Genomic DNA, 14393 nt, shown 5'->3' on the forward strand with positions numbered 1-14393 from the left:
TGCCGGGCGACGCGACGCCGCGGAGATCCAAACGACAGGCCCTAGCTGCGGCCGCGCCACGGCAGCGCCGTACGCTCCAGCCACAGCAGCAGACCGTCGATGACCAGGCCCGAGATGCCGATGACGAAGATGCCGACGATCACCACGGGGGTGTTGTTGTAGTTGGCGGCGTCCTTGACCATGCCGCCGATGCCGGGCAGCCCGTTCACCAACTCGGCCGCCACCAGCGACGAGTACGCGACGCCGACGGCCAGCCGGATACCGGTGAAGGTCTCCGGCAGCGCCGAGGGGATCACGATGTCCCGGACGACCTCCCACCGTGACGCGCCCATCGCCCGGGCCGCTTCGACGAGGCTGCCCGGGACCGCGGCCACCGCGGTCGTGGTGGAGACGGCCACCGGCGGGAACGCCGCCACCGCCAGCAGGGTGATCTTCGGCTGCTCGTTGATGCCCAGCCACACGATGAGCAGCGAGAAGTACGCCAGCGGCGGCAGCGTCCGCAGGAAGGTGACCCACGGCTCGAAGAGCGCGCGTACCCACCCGACGCTCCCCATCAGCAGGCCGAACAGCACGCCGAGCAGGATGCCGCTGCCCGCGCCGATGCCGATCCTCCGCAGGCTGATGACCAGGTGGTCGATGAGCAGCGTGCCGTTGTAGCCGCGTACGCCGTCGTGCGTGGTGGACACGTCGATGAACGCGTCCCACACCTTGGCCGGTGAAGGGACCAGGATGTCGCTCCACCGTCCGCTGGCCGCGGCCACCTGCCACAGCACGAGGAACAACACGAGCGACAGCAGTGGCAGCCCGAGCCGTACGAGCAGCGCCCGGCCGGCCCGGGCGCCGCGGCGGCGGCGCAAGGGTGACGTGGACTGCGGGGGCCGGCTGGAGCCGGTTTCCGGAACAGGCGGTGCGGTGGGCATCGTCGGCCTCCAGGGGACCGGACAGGGCCAGGCCGCGGCGGCCGGCCCGCCGCGGAGGGGACCGGCCGGCAGTCACCGCGGCCGGGCAGGAAGGGGCGGTACGCGCCGCGAGGCGGCCAGGCGTACGACGGGGCAAGGAAGGACCGCGTGGCGCGGTGCCGGAACACCCCGGACCGGCGGCGCCTCGAAGCGGGCGCTACGCCTCAGGGGCGGGAGGTCAGCGACAACACACGACGGGGCAGCGGCACAGGTCGATGACCAGTCGTCGCACCAGGTTCGTCGTCGTCATGCGTCGGGACTATACAGGTCCGTGCGTGACATGCCCAGGACGTGTGTGCCGCTGCCGACGCCCAACATCGTTCCTCCGTACGCGAGTTGCGAGGTGAACCGGGCCCCGCGGGCGGATCGGCGCGCCTCGTCACACTGCGGGCTGCTGTTCCTCCGCCAGCACCCAGGTGATGCCGCGGGAGGCGCCGGCGGCGTCCTCCGCGTGGAGCTGCGCCAGTTCCTCGACGAACAGCCGAATCCGGGGGTCGTGCGCCTTGTCCGGCCGTGTCGCGACGACGGTCGAGCGCAGCAGGGGCAGACCGGGGACCTCCGCGAGGCACAGGGACCCCGCCGCCACCTCCTCGGTCACCGCGGTGACGGGAAGCAGGGCGATCATGCCGTGCCGCAGCACGGACTCCTTCATCACCTGCACGCTGCGGGACTCGACCTGGGGCGCGACGGCCGCTCCCGCCCGCTCCGCCCACCGCCGGACCAGGTCGTAGGAGCGCATGCCGGGGGCGTAGGTCGCGAAGGGGAACGACGAGACGGCGGCGGGCCGTTGCGCCGGGGGCAGCCGCAGCAGGTCGTGGCCCGCGGGGACCACCAGGTGCAGTTCCTCGGTCATTCGGGCCAGCGGGGTCAGTGACGTGTGGGCGGGCGACCGGTCGAAGGCCAGGTCGGCCTTGCCGCCGGCCAGCAGTCCGGCCGAGTCCCTGCGGTCACTGGACTGGCGCAGCCGTACCGCCAGTTCGGGATGGAGCCGCTGGAAGTTGGGCAGCGCCGGGATGAGCACGTACTGGATGAGGTCGGAGGGGGCGACGATCCCCAACTCCGCCTCCCGCGGCGGCTTGTGCAGAGCCTCGAGCTGCGCGGAGAACTCGTCGAGATGCCGGATCGACCGGTCGCAGAAGTCGAGGACGGTCTCCCCGACCGGCGTGAGGGTCACACCGACACCGGAGTGGCGCTCGAACACGGCGGCACCGATGGTGCGCTCCAGGTTCTTGACGCGCTGCGAGATCGCCGGCTGGGTGAGGCAGAGGATCTTCGCCGCCTCGTGGAAGGAGCCGACGCCCGCGATGGTCCGCAGGGTGTGGAGCTGCTCGAAGGTGAGACTGTGCATGAGGTGCTGCGCATCCGGGGAACTCGTGACGGGCGCGGTGGGGCCCGTCTCGGCGGAGGATGGCACGGGCTGCATGATCCGGACTATAACGACCGCCCGATGCCGCGCACACCCGTGTGACCATGAGTTTTCAGCGGGGCCGGACCGGACGGGAGCGCGCGGCCCGCCCCCGGCCGGCCCGCCCCGGCCCGTTCGGTGCCGTCAGAGCGTGAGCGAACCGACTCCGTCCTTGACGGTGATGTCCGTGCCGAAGTCCGCCGAGAGCCGCTGGTAGCGCTCCAGGACGCGCTCGGCGTCCGCACCGGTGGCCGTGAAGGGCCGTCCGTCGGTGAGCGGGTGCTTCCCGCTGCCCACCGACCGGCGCAGGGAGGCCGTCCTGCTCACCTCCCGGCCGAGCTCCACCGGATGCAGCCGCAGCCCGCGCAGCTCGCCCTGCGCCATCTCGACGCTGAGCACGGCCGAGCTCCACCAGGTCTCGCTGCCCTGGGTGAGCCCGGGGTGCAGCGGGTGCGTCGCCGGCGTCAGGGTGCCCAGCCGCTCGACGTCGTGGCCCCAGCTCTCGTAGCCGTCGAAGGGCACCCGGCGGACGAACTCGGACTGGGCGAAGAAGTTGCCGATGCCGTAGATGATCGGCTTGCCCTTGTAGATCTCGATGCCGAGCGTCTTGTGCCAGCCGTGCCCGACGAAGATGTCGGCCCCCTCGTCGATGCACGCGTGCGCGAAGTCCCGTACGAAGCGGGGCGGGGTGTTGCCGCGGGCTCCCTCGGACACGCTGAAGTGGTGGGCGACCATCACGAGGTCGGCCATGGTGGCGGCCTCCGCGACCGCGCGCAGGTTCCCCGCCGTGTCCCACTTGTTGGCGCTGGAGACCACCTCGAAGTGGTCCGAGGGCGTGAAGATGTTCGAGCCGGTGGTGGACTGGTCGTTGGGCATGGCGAGGCTGAACTCGCCGTCCTCGGCGTGCGTGAGCAGTCCGCTGCTGCCCTCGACCCCGCTGCGTGTCTCCCGCAGGATGCCGAGCCGGCGGCCGATGTCCTTCAGCTGGGTGACGGCGTCCTCGTCCACGAGGTAGCGCATGATCGGCCGCAGCGAGTTGACCCCGGGCCGGCCCGGGAGCGTCGCCTTGGGCGGGCTCGCCCACTCGTGCGCCTTGTTGCCGGAGCTGACCGAGACCAGCGCGACCCTGCCGTGCCTCGTCTCCAGGTATGACGGCTCGCGCGCCTCCTCCAGGTCCCGGCCGGTTCCGGCGTGCGCGATGCCCGCGTCCGCGCAGTGCCGGGCCGTGGCCAGCAGGCCGGCGGCGCCGAAGTCCATGCTGTGGTTGTTGGCCAGGGAGGCGATGTCCACGCCGGCCCACCGCAGGTCGCCCGCGACGCGCGGATCGGTCAGGAAGTAGCTGCCTATCTGGTCGCCCCGGGAAGGAGCCTGCACCTCGGAGAACCTGCCGAAGTTGGTCTCCACGTGCGCGTAGGTGAGATCGGCCGAACGCAGCCGGTCCAGTACGCCGACGAATCCCGGTTCGTCGAAGACGGAGAAAGGACGTGTCACCATGCACTCGCCCGCGAGGGTGATGGACATGGGGTTTTCCTTGGGCATGCGGTTACTCGCTTTCGCGTCTCGTTCGCCCGGTGGCTCTCGCGGACGAAGCAGACTGCCGCGAGCCGAACAATGCGGCCCGTACATGGATGCAACACCGGGAGGATAGGCGGCGAACCGCGGCGGCCGTCAACGCGAAAGATCCTTATCGGCCCGTACGCCCGCGCTTATCGCCCGGCACGGGTAAGGCCCGCCGGCACACCGATAAGGCGTTCTTCTCGCCCGGGTAAGCAGCACATGTGTTGACGTTGCGCATACCGCGAGGGTTGAGTGTGCCGTCACGTCGGCGCGTCAGGGGCGCCGGCTTCACACGATCCGGCATCGGGGCCGAAACGGTCACCGGTGCTGTGCATGCACGTGACCGGAAGGCGCACATGGCATGAAGAACCGCACGATCTTCGGGCGTGCACGACAGGGCGTGCTGTTCGCAGGAATGGCGTCACTCCTCGTGGCGGGCTGCGGAACCCACCTGTCGGCGGAATCGAGAGCATGGGCCGCAAAACAGTCGACGAACGGTTCACTCGACACGTTGGCGCGGGCGGCGAAAGCCGAGGGCACCCTCACCATCTTCACTCCGATCGTCTCGTCGGAAATTCTGGAGTGGACCAAGAGCTTCACCGGAGAATACGGGATAAAGGTCGACGTGTTCCGGCAGGCGAGCGGTCCGCTGGCCACGACGTACAAGACCGAGATCGCCGCCGGAAAAGTGCAGGCGGACATCTTTGAAACGAGCAACCTGGACCAGGTCCACGGGTTCGTCGACGACGGGTCGTTCGCCAGGTACCGCCCGCAGGCGGCGGACGAGTATCCGGCCGACCGCACGGTGCCCGGCTACGCGTACCCGCTGTACGAGTCCACCGGCGCCATCGCGTGGAACACCAGGACGGTGCCGGAAAGCACCCAGAAGCTGCTGGCGAAGGACCCCTACCAGGGGCTGCTGGACCCCGCCCTCAAGGGGAAGATCGTCCTGATCGATCCGTCGGTCGGCGGGTCGGGCATGGCGTACTACGCCAACCTCGTCAAGCACCTTCCGGACCGCTACGGCTGGGACTACCTGCGGAAACTGGGCCGGCAGAAACCCGCCGTCGCCACCAGCATCCAGACCATCTCCCAGGAGATCTCGGCCGGCGCCTACAGCGCCACCATCTTCGGCGACGACTCGATCTTCGGACCCCTCGCCCTGTCCGGCGCACCCGTACGGTTCGCCTCGACGTCACCGATGAACGCCACCCTCTTCTACCAGGGGATCGCCGCCGAGGCCCCCCACCCCGCGGCCGCCCGCCTCTTCGCCGAGTGGGCGCAGTCCCACGGCGGACAGGAGGCCATGACGCGGGCCACCGGAGGCAGTTCCGTGATGGCGGGCTGGAGCGACGACCGGGACTTCGCGACGGAACTTCCCTGGTACCGCAGGCCCGAAGAGGTCTGGCTGGACTGGCAGACCGATCCCACGCTCACCGGCAAGGGCCTGGCCGACTTCGTCGCCCAGTGGAAGCAGAGCATCCGGGGGTCGTCATGAGCGTGCTGCAGAACATGGGACCGGCCCGAGTGGCCGGCGCCAGCGGACGGCAGGCGCCCGAGGACCGCGACCACCGCCACCACGCGCTGCTCGTCGCGACCTGGCTGATCCTCGCCCTCCTCGTGGTCGGACCGGCGGTGTACGTCCTCGTCTGCGCCGTCTCCAACGACCCGATCACCTTCGACGACGGCTTCTCCCTGACGGCGGTCAAGGACGTCTTCGCCACCGGCTCGATGCTCTGGCTGCTGGCCAGGTCGGTGCTGTTCGCCCTGGTCATCGGCGCCGTGGCGACAGCCGTCGCCACCGCGCTGGCCTGGTCGACGGTCCGGCTGGACATGAGGGGCGAACGGCTGCGCGAGACGCTGTGCATGGGCACGCTGTACATCTCGCCCTTCGTCACCGCGGTGGCCTGGGTATGGCTCGCGGCACCGCAGACAGGGGTGATCAACCGGTTCCTCGGCGCCGTCGGCGTCCCGGACCAACTCCAGCCCGACGCCCTGTCGACCGGCGGCATGGTCTTCGTCATGGTCGTCCAGTACGTCCCCTACGCCTACCTCTTCGTCTCCGCGGCCATGCGGCGCATCGACACCCGCATGCTGGAGGCGTCGCAACTGTGCGGCCGCGGGCCCCTCTACACGACGTTGCGCGTCATGCTCCCGGTGCTGCGCGCCTCGCTGCTGTCGTCGGTGCTGTTCGTCGGCATCCTCGCCGTGGGCGAGTTCTCGGTCCCGACCATCCTCGGCCAGCAGGGCTCGTTCGAACCGCTGTCGGTGACGGTCTACAACGCCCTCTACAGCGCCAGCCAGAACCTGCCCCTGGCGGCCGCGGTCAGCGCGGAACTCATGGTCGTCTGCCTGGCCGGACTGTTCCTCTACCAGCGCACCCTGCGCAACGGTGAGCGCTTCGTCTCCGTCTCCGGACGCGGGCACCTCAGCACCCGGACCGTCCCGTCGCGGCTCACGGCGACCGCGGTGTGGGTACTGACCGGCCTGTACACGGCCGTCACGTTCCTGCTGCCCCTCGCGGCGATCGTGGTCATGTCGATGTCGAACTTCCTGCCGGCGTCCTTCGGCGACATCCACCTGTCGTTCTCGACGCTGTGGGACGCACTGGACACCGCGGAGGTCCGCTCGGCCACCGTCAACACGGTGCTGCTCGCCATCGGCGTCCCCGTGGTCTCCATCGCCCTCGGCGTGATCGTCGTCTACCTCTCCGACCGGCTGCGGCTGCCCACCGCCGGCGCCCTGTCCTACGTGGCGACGGCCCCGATGGCCATCCCCGGCCTCGTCATGGGCACCGGCCTGCTCCTGCTGCTGATCCGCACCCCGCTGTACGCGTCGCTGCCGCTCATCGGCATCGGCATGGTCGCGGTCTGCCTCACCCACGCGGTGCGGCTGGTCTCCAACGGGGTCCACCAGCTCGACCCGTCCCTGGAGGAGGCGTCCCAGGTCTCCGGCGCGTCCCGGGTGCGCACCGTGTGGTCCGTCCTGCTGCCCCTCATCCGGCCGTCGCTCTACAGCGCGTTCGTCCTCATCTTCGTTCTCGCCATCCGGGAACTGAACGTCGCGGTGGCCCTCTACTCGCCCCACACCCAAGTGCTCTCCGTCGTCGCCTGGAACTACTCCAGCAGCGCCCTCACCAAAGCCGCGGCGGTCGGCCTGCTCCAACTCGCACTGATGTTCCTCGGCATGGGCGTCCTGCGGGCCGTCTTCCGGGCGGACCGCGCGGAACGCGCAGACAGGAGGAAGCGATGACGGCCCTCGGACAGGCACCGGCGCCCGACGCCACCGCCCACGACCGGGACGCGGTCCTCGACGCCCGGCGGATCGTCGCCCACCACGGCAGGAACCGGGTGGTCGACGGCGTCGACCTGCGCATCGAGCCGGGCGAGTTCGTGACCCTCCTGGGGCCGAGCGGCTGCGGCAAGACCACCACCCTGCGCTGCGTCGCGGGCCTGCACCGCATCACCGACGGACGCATCACCCTCGGCGGACGCACGGTCGCCGACGGGCGCAGCCACGTGCGTCCGGAGCGGCGCTCGGTCAACATGGTCTTCCAGTCCTACGCGCTCTGGCCGCACATGACGGTCTTCCAGAACGTCGCCTACGGCCTGCGCGCCCAGAAACTGCCCAGGGACGAGATCGCCGAGCGCACCCACGAGATGCTGGCCATCGTGGGCCTGGACGGCTACGGTTCCCGCTCCGCCACCAGCCTCAGCGGCGGACAGCAGCAGCGCGTCGTCCTGGCGCGCGGCCTGGTCACCCGCTCCGAACTGCTGCTCCTGGACGAGCCGCTGAGCAACCTGGACACCGAACTGCGGGTACGGATGCGCACGGAGATCCACACCCTCCAGCGCCGGCTCGGCCTGACCATGCTCTACGTCACCCACGACCGGACCGAGGCGCTCGCGCTGTCCGACCGCGTCGTGGTGATGCGCAACGGCACCGCCCAGCAGGCCGGAGCGCCCGCCGACCTCTACGCGGCACCCGTGAACCGGTTCGTCGCCGAGGCACTGGGACCGGTCAACGTCCTGCCCGCCGAGATCGTGGCACACGGCACGACGACCGCGGCCGCGCTGACGACGGCGGCGGGCCGGCCCGTGCTGCCGGTGGCGCCGCCCGCCGACGGGCGCAGGGCCTCGGTGGGTGACCAGATCGACGTGCTGGTCCGCCCGGAGTCACTCACCCTCGCTCCGGCGCCGCGCGACGCGTCCGCCGCCGAGGACGGCATCGAGGCCACGGTCCAGCTCGTGGAGTTCCTCGGCAACCGGACCGAGGCCACCTGCGTCAGCGGCGACGCCACCTTCATCGTGGAGATCCCCCGGGCCGTACGCGACCTCCGCCCGGGGGACCGCGTCGTCGCACGCCTCCACGAGGGGCCGGACGAGACGCCGCCCGCCTGGCAGCCGCACGAGACCGACTGAGGCACTTTTGCGACGTCCCGGCGTCAACGACCCGCCCACCTGCGCACGTGGCCGAACGCGGCCGAGCGCGTGGGATGGCCGCGGACGCCGGGGCACCACCAGAAAGGGAATCTCCGTGGACCTTCAACTGGAGCGCCGGACCGCCGTCGTCACCGGCGCGAGCGCCGGCATCGGCCGGGGCATCGCCACGTGTCTCGCACGGGAGGGAGCACGCGTGGCGCTCGTGGCCCGGCGGGCGGACCGGCTCGCCGAACTCGCCGACGAACTGGCCGCGCAGGGCCCGCACCGGCCCGTCGTCGTGCAGGCCGACATCACCGAGGAGGCCGGCAGACGCGCCGCGGCAGCCCAGGCCGAGGAGGCGCTCGGGCCGGTGTCCATCCTCGCCAACAGCGCCGGCGGCAGGCGCCCTTCCGGCCTGACGGCGTCCGACGACGAGTGGGCCGCCGCCATGAACCTCAACTTCGAGTCGATGCGCAGGCTCACCACACTCTTCCTGCCCGGCATGCGCGCGGCGGGCTGGGGCCGCGTCATCAACGTCACGGGCAAGTCCGAACCACCCAGGGTCAGCGGGGAGTTCTGCGCCAAGGCCGCCGCACACGCCTGGGCGAAGGGCCTCTCCCGGGAGCTGGGCCCCGACGGGATCACGGTCAACTCCCTGGCGCCCGGCCGCATCCTGAGCGAACAGATGCTCAGGAACTACACCGACGCCGACCGGGCGGAGCACGTGAAGGAGATCCCCGTCGGGTCCTACGGACACCCCGAGGACATCGGCCGGCTCGCCGCCTTCCTCGCCTCGCCGGGCGCGGCCTACATCACCGGCACGGTCATTCCCGTGGACGGCGGACTGCGGAGGTACCAGTTTTGAACAGCGTCGTCGACCACGCCGCCCCGGGCGTCCGGCGGGAGCCGGCAACCCGCGCCCGAGCGGTGGCAGAAGCGGTCGCCCGGCACGGCTGCCCGGTCGTGTTCGGACTCATGGGTGACGGCAACATGGCCCTGTTCCTCGCCTTGGACACGGCAGGCGTGGACATCGTGGAAGTGCGGCACGAGAGCGCGGCCGTGGCGATGGCCGAGGGGTACGCGTGGACCTCCGGCAGCGTCGGCGTCTGCTCCGTCACGCACGGCCCCGGCCTCACGCACGTGGCGACCTCCCTGGTCGTGGCCGCCCGCAACCACTCACCGGTCGTCCTGATCACAGCCGAGACACCCGCCGGATACGCCGGGGCGCAGAAGTACGGCCAGGAGGCCTTCGCCACCGCCTGCGAGGCCCCCTACCGCCGCCTCGCCGCCGACGAGGACCCCGCAGCGGTCGTCGACGAGGTGATGGCACTCGCGGAGTCCCGCTCGGGGCCCGTCGTCCTGGCCGTCGCGGCCGACCACTTCACCGGGCCGCCGCCGGCCGGCGCCGGCCGCACCCCGCGCGCCGCAGCGGGCCTACCGGCAGACCCTGCGCCGGCCGACCCCGCCGCAGCGCGCACGCTGCTCGACCTGCTCCAGGAGGCGCGGCGGCCGGTCCTGATCGCGGGCCGGGGCGCCATGAACCAAGCCGCGCACTCCCTGCGGGCCATCGCCGACCACCTCGGCGCGGGCCTGGCCACCACGCTCCCCGCCAAGGGCCTGTTCGACGGCCACCGGCTCGACCTGGGCATCGCCGGCGGCCTCTCGCACCCCGCGGCCGAACGCGTCCTGCGGGACGCCGACCTGGTGCTCGCCGCAGGGGCGAGCATGGGCCGCAGCACCACGCAGTCCCGGACACTGTTCGCGGACGCGACCGTGCTGCGTTTGACCCGCGAAGCACCAGGCGGCCTGCACGCCTCGCCCGCCCTCGGCGCCGCGGTGACCGGCGACGCCGAGACCGTCCTGGCCGAGGTGGCCGACGCCCTCACCACCACGGCCCGGCCGCGCACACCCTGGTTCACCCCGGTGGGCAGCTCCGCCGACTGCTGGCGGGAGGACCTCGACGACTACGCGCCCGACCTGCCGCCCGGCACCGTCGACCCCCGAGCCGTGCTCGGCGACATCAGCGCACTGATCCCGCGCGACGCGGCCGTCGTGGTCGGCAACGGGCACTGCTCCGGCTTCGCCTCCGCCTTCCTCGACGTCCCCGCCGACGGGCTGTTCCTCCCCGCCCAGGGCTTCGGGTCCATCGGGCAGGCCATGACCACCGCCATCGGCGCGGCCCGCGGACGGCCCGGCCGCAAGGTGGTGGTCTTCGAGGGGGACGCGGCGTTCATGATGCACGCCCAGGAACTCGACACCGCACGGCGGGCCGGCGTCGACCTGACCGTGTTCGTCCTCAACGACCAGGCCCTCGGCACCGAGTACCAGCGGCTGCGCTGGGACGGTGACGGCGCGGACCTCGCGCTCGTGCCGCCGCCCGACCTCGCCGACCTGGCCCGGTCCCTCGGCGCGCGGGCCTGGGTGGTCGACGACCGTGCCGCAGCCGGCGCCGCCGCCGAGGCCGCTCTCGGCACAGGGCTCGCCCTCGTGGAGATCAGGACGGCGCGGACCGTCCTCAGCAGGCACATGCGGCTGCCCGGGAAGCCTGCCGGGACCGCCGACCGCGGGTCCGCCGGCCCCGGACACTGACCGCGGGCCGGGCGCCCCCTCCCCGGCGCCCGGCCCCCCTCCACCCCTCGGCGGCGGCGCGACCCGAACCCGTCACGCCGGCCCGGACAAGGAAAGGAAGCGAACATGAGTGACGACCGGTCCACAGCGGACGTGTGCGACGAACTGGGGGACGCCGCCCGCACCTGTTCCACGCAACTGCGCCTCTTCGGGGGCCGGCAGAGGTTCACCGGGCCGGTGCGCACCGTGCGCTGCCTGGGCGACAACGTCCTGGTGCGTGAGGCCCTGTCGGGGCCGGGCGCCGGGCGGGTGCTCGTCGTGGACGGCGGCGGCCACCTCGGATGCGCGCTGCTCGGCGACAACATGGCCGGGCTCGGCGCGGAGAACGGCTGGGCGGGCATCGTCGTCAACGGAGCCGTCCGGGACGCCGAACGGCTGGGCGCCCTCGACATCGGTGTGATGGCGCTGGGCACGAACCCCCGGCGCAGCGGAAAGCAGGGCACCGGCCGCACCGGCGAGCCCGTCGCGTTCGGCGGTGCCGTCTTCCGCGACGGGGACGTCCTGCACGCGGACCCGGACGGCATCGTGGTGGTGCCCGCGGCCCCGTAGCGCGCCGAGGGGCCACGATCCCCGGCCCGGTCCGGTCCGGCCCGGCCCGCGGCGCGCGGAACGGCGGCACCCGCACCGGCCGCCCCCGATAGACTCCCGGCCGTGGACGACCAACCTCCGGGCCTGGACTGGGAACTCGTGCGCGAGAGCCCGAAGGCGGCCGGATTCCTGAAAGTGCGCAGCCGTACCTACCGCTACCCCGACGGCCGGCAGGACCAGTGGGACATCCTCTGCGGGCCGCGCACCGTGGCCGTGGTGGCCCTCACCGACGACCGGCGGGGCGTGCTCGCACGGCAGTTCCGCCCGGGACCGGGGCGCGTCCTCGACGAGCTGCCCGGCGGCATCGTGGAGCCCGGTGAGGACGTCGCGGCCGCCGCCGCCCGCGAACTGCTGGAGGAGACCGGCTACCGGGCGGGGCGGGTCGAGGTCGTCATGAAGACCTACCTCGCCTCCTACGCCACCCACCTGCGCCACGCGGTGGTGGCGTGGGACTGCCGCAAGGTGGGCGAACCCGCTCTGGACGCGGCGGAGTTCATCGAGCCGGTCACCCTGCCGGTCGAGGAGTACGTGCGGCACGTGCTGACCGGCGAGCTGACCGACGCCGACATGGGGCTCGCGGGCCTGTTCGCCGCGGGCCTGCTGGTCCCCGCGCCCTGAACGCCAGCCAGTTCCGTGGGCGCCGGTAGTTCCGTGCCGTGCCGGTCAGTTCCGTGCCGGTCGGAGTGCGGCCGGCAGACGGGCGCCGACGGCCGGCTCGGCCTCGACGTACAGCCGGGTGCGCGGTTCGGTGGCCGCGCGGCGCACGGTGATCCGGCCGTGCCCGCCGTCACCGAACACCCAGCGGTCCTCGACGGCGGCGGCATGCCAGCCCGGCAGCAGCCGCGCGACGCGGGCGACGACCTCCTCCGGCTCCAGCGCGACGGTATGGATGTCCTGCCGGTAGGGGTGGTCGCCGCGCAGCGCGGCGACCGCGTCGTCCAGGTCCGCGACGGCGGGGAAGGCGTCGAGGAGCGTGCCGAGCGCGGCGAGGCTGTCGCGTTCGAAGTATCCGGCGCTGTCGGGGCCCGGCCACACCAGGGCCCCGTTGGGCTCGAGCCCCACGGCGGGCCGGGGGTCGCTCCGCCAGGCCGCCACGATGTGCTTGAAGCCGACCGCGGTCTCGGTGACCTCGACGTCCGGCCGGTCCGCCGCCACCGCCCGGGCCACCATCAGTGGGGCGACGGCGGTGGTGATCAGCCTGCGGGCCGGCAGGCCGGCCCGCAGGAGCAGCGCCGCCTGCTCGGCACTGCCGATGAACCGTGACCGGCGGGTGAACAGCGCCAGCCGGTCCCCGTCGCCGTCCACCATGGCCACCAGGCCGCGGCCGGCGTCGGGCAGGCCGGCGAGCACGCGCTCCGCGACGGCTTCGGCCTGCTGACGCAGCGTCGGGTCCGGGGTGGCGCCGGCGAAGAACGGCAGCGGCCGTGCCCGGTGGAAGGCGAGCCCCGGCAGGTGCGGTGCGAGGGCGCCGACCGCGCCGTGGGCGGCGTCGACCACCAGCCGGCCGCCGAAGCGCCGGGTGCCGGCGAGCAGCGCGCGCCCCACCGCCCCCCGCGCGTACGCGGCGGCCGCGTCGACGGCGCGGTGCGCGCGCACCGCGACCCCGGCGGGCTCCGGCGCGGCGCCCGCCTCCACCGCGGCCGGCGGCCACACGACGCCGTACCCGGCGCTGTCGCGGACCTTCAGCCCGAAGAATCCCGGCGGGTTGTGGCTGGCGGTCATGACGACCGCCGCCGCCAGCCCGCCGTCCTCGTGCACCATGCGCCCCAGCGCGGGCGTGGGCGCCGGTCCGGTGGCCAGCCGGCAGGACGTGCCGCGCCCGGCGAGCCAGTCCGCGGCGAGCCCGGCCAGTTCGCGGGAGCCGGCCCGGCCGTCGTGGCCGACGAGTACGTCCGCGCCCCGGTCCTGTCCTGAGAGGAGGGCGGGAAGGACGCCGTGCAGGACGGCGAGCACCTCGCGTTCGCTCCAGCCGGGCCCCGGCAGGCCCCGCCATCCGTCGGTCGTGGTGGGCTGTGACGTCATCGAGGTGTCCGCCTTCCGGTCCGGGGCACCAGCAGGGCGCCGATGCCCAGTGGGGGCGCGCAGCCGGGAGCCGTGGCCAGCCACCCGGTGAGCGTGGTGGGGCGGGCGGGGGCCGGCCGCTTTCCGGCGGCGCCCGCGAACCGGCCCCCGGCCGCGTGCAGGACCATCGCGGCGGCCGCATGGTCCCAGGGGGCCACGGCAGGACTGCCCGGCGCGGGGAGCCGGACGGCGGCCGCGGCCCGGCCCAGCGCCACCAGCACCAGTTTCACGCTGGTGGTGGGTACTTCACGGACCGTGTAGCGGCCCGGCGCGGTCCGCTCCAGCAGGGCCTGGAGCGGCCCCGAGCGCCCGGGCCCGGTCAGCACGGCACGCGGCCCGTACCAGGGGAGTGCCTGCGGGGAGCCGCTGACGCGCAGCACACCGGGGGCCGCGGCCAACCGCAGCCCGTAGCCGGGCAGGTCGACCAGGGACTGCGCGGGGCGGCCCGCGTCGACCTGGCAGATGGCGATGGAATAGGTGGCCGAGCCGTGCAGGAAGGGCACCGTCCCGTCCAGCGGATCGATCAGGAAGCAGCGGTCCGGTACGGCGCCCAGCCGCAGCCGGTTCTCCTCCGCGACGACCCTCCTGGCGGGCCGGGCGCGGCGCGCGGCGTCCTCCAGGATCGCCTGGAGCCGCAGGTCGAGATCGCAGACCGGCTCCGGCCTGCCGTACACGTTCGTCTTCACCCGGGCCGGGGTGGGAGCGCGCCGGAACTCCCGGACCGCGAGGCGGCAGCGGTCCAGCGCACTGCCGAACAGCGCGTCGAGCCCCGGG

12 protein-coding genes are annotated in these 14393 nt (G+C 73.0%); 7 read left to right on the plus strand and 5 right to left on the minus strand.

Translation table 11 applies throughout. The features are described 5' to 3' along the window. Positions 1–41: 41 nt before the first annotated feature. From WA788_RS33305 to WA788_RS33315, 3 genes are all read right to left on the minus strand, one after another. Complete coding sequence (locus tag WA788_RS33305; RefSeq protein WP_335983977.1) at positions 42–920, minus strand: ABC transporter permease; 879 nt, start codon at positions 918–920, stop codon at positions 42–44. Positions 921–1338: 418 nt separating this feature from the next. Continuing rightward, on the minus strand, positions 1339–2382 hold the full coding sequence (locus WA788_RS33310) for a LysR family transcriptional regulator (protein ID WP_335983979.1): 1044 nt from the start codon (positions 2380–2382) through the stop codon (positions 1339–1341). Positions 2383–2508: 126 nt separating this feature from the next. Next, positions 2509–3885: a CapA family protein gene (locus WA788_RS33315; protein ID WP_335983981.1), complete on the minus strand. Its 1377-nt coding sequence runs from the start codon at positions 3883–3885 to the stop codon at positions 2509–2511. A gap of 397 nt (positions 3886–4282) precedes the next feature. Between WA788_RS33315 and WA788_RS33320 the strand changes: the two genes are divergently transcribed. The 7 genes from WA788_RS33320 (at position 4283) to WA788_RS33350 (ending at position 12176) form a co-directional block, all read left to right on the plus strand. Then, positions 4283–5419, plus strand: a complete 1137-nt coding sequence (locus WA788_RS33320) for an ABC transporter substrate-binding protein (protein WP_335983983.1) — start codon at positions 4283–4285, stop codon at positions 5417–5419. Then, positions 5416–7173: an ABC transporter permease gene (locus WA788_RS33325; RefSeq protein WP_335983985.1), complete on the plus strand. Its 1758-nt coding sequence runs from the start codon at positions 5416–5418 to the stop codon at positions 7171–7173. Before WA788_RS33320 ends, WA788_RS33325 begins: the two co-directional genes overlap by 4 nt. Continuing rightward, positions 7170–8342 carry an ABC transporter ATP-binding protein gene (locus WA788_RS33330; protein WP_335983987.1) on the plus strand — a complete coding sequence of 391 codons (1173 nt, stop codon included), beginning with the start codon at positions 7170–7172 and terminating at the stop codon, positions 8340–8342. The genes WA788_RS33325 and WA788_RS33330 overlap by 4 nt, the downstream gene beginning before the upstream one ends. 115 nt (positions 8343–8457) lie before the next feature. Beyond that, entirely contained in the window at positions 8458–9207 is a 750-nt protein-coding gene (locus WA788_RS33335; protein ID WP_335983989.1) for an SDR family oxidoreductase, read from the plus strand. Next, positions 9204–10931, plus strand: coding sequence for a thiamine pyrophosphate-binding protein (locus tag WA788_RS33340; protein WP_335983991.1), 1728 nt, complete (start codon positions 9204–9206; stop codon positions 10929–10931). The genes WA788_RS33335 and WA788_RS33340 overlap by 4 nt, the downstream gene beginning before the upstream one ends. 105 nt (positions 10932–11036) lie before the next feature. Next, entirely contained in the window at positions 11037–11519 is a 483-nt protein-coding gene (gene rraA / locus WA788_RS33345; RefSeq protein WP_335983992.1) for a ribonuclease E activity regulator RraA, read from the plus strand. Positions 11520–11621: 102 nt separating this feature from the next. Further along, complete coding sequence (locus WA788_RS33350; RefSeq protein WP_335983994.1) at positions 11622–12176, plus strand: NUDIX hydrolase; 555 nt, start codon at positions 11622–11624, stop codon at positions 12174–12176. Between the two features lie 45 nt (positions 12177–12221). Here the strand turns inward: WA788_RS33350 and WA788_RS33355 are convergent, their stop codons facing one another. Then, positions 12222–13580, minus strand: coding sequence for a hypothetical protein (locus tag WA788_RS33355; RefSeq protein ID WP_335983996.1), 1359 nt, complete (start codon positions 13578–13580; stop codon positions 12222–12224). Then, complete coding sequence (locus WA788_RS33360; RefSeq protein WP_335983998.1) at positions 13577–14305, minus strand: inositol monophosphatase family protein; 729 nt, start codon at positions 14303–14305, stop codon at positions 13577–13579. The genes WA788_RS33355 and WA788_RS33360 overlap by 4 nt, the downstream gene beginning before the upstream one ends. Positions 14306–14393: the final 88 nt, after the last annotated feature.

Source organism: Streptomyces sp. CA2R106, from assembly GCF_037034245.1.
Classification (GTDB): Bacteria; Actinomycetota; Actinomycetes; order Streptomycetales; family Streptomycetaceae; genus Actinacidiphila.

Bases quoted from the DNA above. Each gene is read 5' to 3' on its own strand.
- WA788_RS33325 (WP_335983985.1), top strand. From the start codon at position 5,416: ATGAGCGTGCTGCAGAACATGGGACCGGCCCGAGTGGCCGGCGCCAGC.
- rraA (WP_335983992.1), top strand. From the start codon at position 11,037: ATGAGTGACGACCGGTCCACAGCGGACGTGTGCGACGAACTGGGGGAC.
- WA788_RS33310 (WP_335983979.1), bottom strand. From the start codon at position 2,382: ATGCAGCCCGTGCCATCCTCCGCCGAGACGGGCCCCACCGCGCCCGTC.
- WA788_RS33305 (WP_335983977.1), bottom strand. From the start codon at position 920: ATGCCCACCGCACCGCCTGTTCCGGAAACCGGCTCCAGCCGGCCCCCG.
- WA788_RS33330 (WP_335983987.1), top strand. From the start codon at position 7,170: ATGACGGCCCTCGGACAGGCACCGGCGCCCGACGCCACCGCCCACGAC.
- WA788_RS33315 (WP_335983981.1), bottom strand. From the start codon at position 3,885: ATGTCCATCACCCTCGCGGGCGAGTGCATGGTGACACGTCCTTTCTCC.
- WA788_RS33320 (WP_335983983.1), top strand. From the start codon at position 4,283: ATGAAGAACCGCACGATCTTCGGGCGTGCACGACAGGGCGTGCTGTTC.
- WA788_RS33355 (WP_335983996.1), bottom strand. From the start codon at position 13,580: ATGACGTCACAGCCCACCACGACCGACGGATGGCGGGGCCTGCCGGGG.